This is a genomic window from Flavobacterium sp. (assembly GCF_017985075.1).
Taxonomy (GTDB): Bacteria; Bacteroidota; Bacteroidia; order Flavobacteriales; family Flavobacteriaceae; genus Flavobacterium.
The window spans coordinates 1-5122 of sequence record NZ_JAGNYF010000091.1 but is presented as its reverse complement, the minus strand read 5'-3'; the positions used below and the strand labels follow the sequence as shown (position 1 = coordinate 5122).

The following is a 5122-nucleotide window of genomic DNA, read 5'->3' as shown; positions in this document are numbered from 1 at the left end:
CGTACAATGAAAAATACAGCATTAACAGCTATTCACGAAAGTTTAGGAGCAAAAATGGTTCCGTTTGCAGGTTACAATATGCCTGTTCAATATGAAGGAGTAAACGCAGAACACGAAACGGTAAGAACTGGAGTAGGAGTTTTTGATGTTTCTCATATGGGAGAATTTTTCTTAAAAGGAGAAAATGCATTGGCGTTAATTCAGAAAGTAACATCAAATGATGCTTCTAAGTTAGTAGATGGAAAAGCACAATATTCTTGTTTACCAAATAATGATGGTGGAATTGTTGATGATTTAATTGTTTACAAAATCGCAGACAATCATTATATGTTAGTTGTTAATGCATCTAATATTGAAAAAGATTGGAATTGGATTTCATCACATAATGATTTAGGAGTAGAGATGCAAAATCTTTCGGATGGGTATTCTTTGTTAGCTATTCAAGGACCAAAAGTTGCTGAAGCGATGCAGAGTTTAACTTCGATTGATTTAGTAAATATGGGGTATTACACGTTCAAAATTGGTGAATTTGCAGGAAAACAAGATGTAATTGTTTCAGCAACAGGTTATACGGGTTCTGGTGGATTTGAAATTTATTTTAAAAATGAAGATGCCATTACTATTTGGGCAAAAGTTTTTGAAGCTGGAGCGGCTTTCGGAATTAAACCAATTGGTTTAGCGGCTCGTGATACCTTACGATTAGAAATGGGATTCTGTTTATACGGAAACGACATTAATGATACTACTTCTCCGTTAGAAGCTGGTTTGGGTTGGATTACTAAATTCGAAAAAGAGTTTACTAATTCTTTAAAATTGAAACAACAAAAAGAAGCAGGTGTTTCTAAGAAATTAGTTGGTTTTGAAATGATTGATAGAGGCATTCCTCGTCATGATTATGAAATTGCAGATGCTAATGGAAATGTAGTAGGAATTGTAACTTCTGGAACACAATCGCCAAGTTTAGGAATTGCTATTGGAATGGGTTATGTTCCAACAGCATTATCAACTCCAGATTCTGAAATTTATATTCGAATTAGAAATAAAGATATTAAAGCAAAAGTGGTTAAAATGCCATTTTTGAAGAAATAATTTAAAAAATAAGAAATATGAAAAAGTTACTTGTTGTTTTGTTGTTGGTAAATTTTAGTTTTTCTCAAACTAAAAATATTAAAGTAAATCTACCCACATATATTATAAATGGTGCTGAAATTGGTTTTGAATTTTCAAATGAGAAAGGTAGAACGAGTCATGAGTTTACATTAATAACTATGAAAGCGCCTTCTTTTGATAGTAAAGGTAATTATAACCAATTTGGTATTGAATATAAAATGAAAAATTTTATGTTTAATAATCAGGCGTTAAAAGGTTTTTATATTGCGGCTCCAGTTGCAAATTTTATTAATTTTAAAAGGGAGTTTGAATTTACTACTGAAAATATAAAATCTTTTGGAATTGGAAGTGTAGCAGGATATCAGTTTTTCTTATTAAATACTTCAGATTCAAATCTTACCTTAGACATAAATATGGGTGGTAATATTCAAATACCTTATGATATTAAAAACGTAAATCAATATTATAATGGTAATAGCAATACTATAGATGGTTTGTTTTTATTGCCAAAATATTTAAGGTTTAATGTTTCTATAGGTTATGCTTTTTAAAATTATATATAGATTTTAAATAAAAAAACCTGCTAATTAGCAGGTTTTTTTACGATTGTTATGGATGCTTCTTCATCTTTATTTAAAGTGGCTAATAATTCAAAACTTCTATTTTTGTCGTGAAGTTCTAATTTTGCGGTATTGGGTTTTATCTTTCCCTCATTTACAGCTACAATTTTGAAAATATCGTTTTTTCCAATTAATGTGATATTTATTGTTTTCTTTTTATTGGTAACTGAGTAATCAGATAAAATCAATTTATTGTTATGATACACGTTTATAATATCGCCATCTTCTTGTCCATTATCCCAAATATCTAATTTTAATATTGTGGATTCCCAAAACACATTTAAATTTTGATCTTTACTTAATTTATTTATTTTTAAGCTATCAATAAGTTTAATTGGGTTAGATTCGCTTTTAGTTTTAGCATCTATTTTTTTAGAACTTTGTAATTTTTTATTTACTTTATTTACTAAATTATAAATTTTATTACTACCAATTAAAGACATTGTTCCATCAATACATTTGGTTTTGTTATTAAATAAACCTTTGAAAACTCCTTCTAATTTACTTGTGTTTTCCACTAATTTTACTTTTCCAGAAAAATTCACAAAGCAAAACGAATTTTCATCAAATTTTGATTTTGTATATAATATTTCTTTCTCTTGAAATGAAAATTGCTTTTTAGATTTGTCATATGAGCCACTAATTACGTTCTTTGTTTCGTGAGCTCCATCTAAATCGGTAACGGAATAACCACTAATTTTACCACTTTGTTCGGTGAAAACCAATCTGTATGTGATGATGGTTTTATCGTTTCCATTTAATTTTAAAGCGCCGTAGAATTCGTAATTTACTTGAGCATAATTAGTTAAGGAAAATAAAGTAAATAATTGTAAAAAAATTTTTATGTTTTTCATTGCAGATTGAGATTAATTATTATTTTTGTGTAAATCTAAAACATTTTTTTTATGAAAATCAAATTATTTTTATCAGCTTTAATGCTGATGGTTGGAACGTTAACAGCTACTTATGCATCGTTCCCAGTTCAAAGAACTACTACTAACAACACAAACACAACTGTAGTTGTTGAAAATCAAGAAGATGAATTGTCTTCTCCAGCTACTGCTGCTGGTGGAAAAAGTCAAATTGTTGCTGCTATTTTAGCTTTTGCAATTGGTGGATTAGGAATTCACAGATTTTATTTAGGGTACACTTGGCAAGGAATTGTACAAATTCTTACTGCAGGTGGTTGTGGAATTTGGGCTTTAATTGATTTAATCAGAATTTGTACTGGTGATTTACAACCTAAAAATGGTAGTTACGCTAAAACATTTTAATTAAATGATTAAGAAAATCTTTTTCTACACGTCAAATATAGTCACTATTCTAGCTCCAATAGTATTATTGTTTTTCCCAGCTACAATCTTTGATAAAGGTGAAAGCGTTTGTTTGTCTGTTCAGTTAGCAGGTATTGAATGTTATGCATGTGGATTAACAAAAGGAGTAATGCACTTCATACATTTGGATTTTTCAAAAGCTTGGGAATTTAATAAATTAACTTTTATTGTGGTTCCAATGCTTGGTGTATTATGGGTTAGAGCTATTTATGATATACAAGGAAAAAGAATGCCAGGTAAAATTGGTGATTTAACATATAGAAAAGATACTTAATGTTCTTTTTTAATGAACTTAAAGCCTGTTAGTTTACTAGCAGGCTTTTTAGTTTCTATTTGATTTCTAAAAATTATAATTTCTTGTTCAATTATAAAGAAAAACCTGCTAATTAGCAGGTTTTTCTGTTTTCATTACTGTTACAATTAGTTCTTGTGAAGCGTCATCTAAATCCATAAAGATTTCATCGCCTTCATGTATTTTTGAAGTTATTATTTCTTCGGCAAGGGCATCTTCAACATATTTCTGGATGGCTCTTTTTAATGGTCGTGCTCCAAATTGTTTATCAAAACCTTTTTCAGCGATAAAATCTTTTGCTTTTTCAGAAATAGTAAACGTATATCCTAAATCTTTAATACGTAAAATAAGTTTTTCCATTTCAATATCGATAATTTTATCAATATCATGTTTTTCTAAACTATTAAAGACAATTACATCATCAATACGGTTTAAAAATTCGGGTGCAAACGCTTTTTTCAAAGCGTTTTCAATTACCGATTTGTTGTAGTCGTCTGCTTGAGCTGTTTTTGCAGCTGTTCCAAAACCAACACCTTGTCCGAAATCTTTTAATTGACGGGCTCCAATATTAGAAGTCATAATAATTATTGTATTTCTAAAATCGATCTTTCTACCTAAACTATCTGTTAAAAAACCATCGTCTAAAACCTGAAGCATCATGTTAAATACATCTGGATGTGCTTTTTCAATTTCGTCTAATAAGACAACAGCGTATGGTTTTCTTCTAATTTTTTCGGTTAATTGACCACCTTCCTCATAGCCAACATAGCCTGGAGGCGCTCCAACTAAACGTGAAATTGCGAATTTCTCCATATATTCACTCATGTCGATTCGCACTAAAGCTTCTTCAGAATCAAATAATTCTTTCGCTAAAACTTTTGCTAATTGCGTTTTTCCGACACCTGTAGAACCTAAAAATATAAATGAACCGATTGGTTTATTAGGATCTTTTAAACCTGCTCTATTTCTTTGTATAGATTTAGCAATTTTTTGAACGGCTTCGTCTTGTCCAATTACTTTTCCTTTTATTAGTTCCGGTAGTTTTGCTAATTTATTAGTTTCTGTTTGCGCAATTCTATTTACAGGTATTCCAGTCATCATAGAAACTACATCAGCTACATTGTCTTCCGTTACTTCTACACGATTTAATTTAGAATCTTCTTCCCATTTTTCTTGCGCAATGGCTAAGTCTTTTTCAATTTTCTTTTCATCATCACGTAATTTGGCAGCTTCTTCAAATTTCTGTTTTTTAACCACTGAAGTTTTTAATTCTCTAACTTCTTCTAATTGTTTTTCAAGTTCTAAAATTTGTTTTGGCACTTCAATGTTTGTAATGTGCACACGAGAACCCGCTTCATCTAAAGCATCGATAGCTTTATCTGGTAAAAATCGGTCCGTCATGTAACGACTTGTAAGTTTTACACAAGCTTCTATAGCTTCGGGTGTATAAATCACATTATGATGGTCTTCGTATTTTCCTTTGATATTATTTAAAATTAGGATGGTTTCATCAATAGTAGTTGGTTCTACAATTACTTTTTGGAAACGTCTTTCCAATGCACCATCTTTCTCAATATATTGTCTATATTCGTCTAAAGTTGTGGCGCCCACACATTGAATTTCTCCACGTGCTAAAGCAGGTTTAAACATATTACTTGCATCAAGCGAACCTGTAGCGCCACCAGCTCCAACAATAGTATGAATTTCATCTATAAATAAAATAATATCATCGTTTTTTTCCAGCTCATTCATTACCGCTTTCATAC

At 30.3% G+C, this 5122-nt stretch carries 6 protein-coding genes; 4 read left to right on the top strand and 2 right to left on the bottom strand.

The window, feature by feature from the left end:
* Positions 1 to 6: 6 nt before the first annotated feature.
* Both gcvT and KA468_RS10550 read left to right on the top strand, forming a co-directional pair.
* Positions 7 to 1089, top strand: a complete 1083-nt coding sequence (gene gcvT, locus KA468_RS10555; RefSeq protein WP_291242896.1) for a glycine cleavage system aminomethyltransferase GcvT — start codon at positions 7 to 9, stop codon at positions 1087 to 1089.
* Between the two features lie 17 nt (positions 1090 to 1106).
* Positions 1107 to 1661, top strand: a complete 555-nt coding sequence (locus tag KA468_RS10550) for a DUF3575 domain-containing protein (protein ID WP_291242895.1) — start codon at positions 1107 to 1109, stop codon at positions 1659 to 1661.
* Positions 1662 to 1693: 32 nt separating this feature from the next.
* Here the strand turns inward: KA468_RS10550 and KA468_RS10545 are convergent, their stop codons facing one another.
* Positions 1694 to 2584 (bottom strand): hypothetical protein, encoded by an 891-nt coding sequence (locus tag KA468_RS10545; protein WP_291242894.1) that lies wholly within the window; start codon positions 2582 to 2584, stop codon positions 1694 to 1696.
* A gap of 51 nt (positions 2585 to 2635) precedes the next feature.
* On the opposite strand from KA468_RS10545, the gene KA468_RS10540 reads away from it, so the two are divergent.
* Both KA468_RS10540 and KA468_RS10535 read left to right on the top strand, forming a co-directional pair.
* Positions 2636 to 3004 (top strand): TM2 domain-containing protein, encoded by a 369-nt coding sequence (locus KA468_RS10540; protein WP_291242893.1) that lies wholly within the window; start codon positions 2636 to 2638, stop codon positions 3002 to 3004.
* 4 nt (positions 3005 to 3008) lie between these two features.
* On the top strand, positions 3009 to 3338 hold the full coding sequence (locus KA468_RS10535; protein ID WP_291242892.1) for a DUF2752 domain-containing protein: 330 nt from the start codon (positions 3009 to 3011) through the stop codon (positions 3336 to 3338).
* 108 nt (positions 3339 to 3446) lie between these two features.
* Here KA468_RS10535 and KA468_RS10530 read toward each other — a convergent pair.
* A partial coding sequence (locus tag KA468_RS10530; protein WP_291242891.1) for an ATP-dependent Clp protease ATP-binding subunit occupies positions 3447 to 5122 on the bottom strand: 1676 nt, incomplete at its 5' end.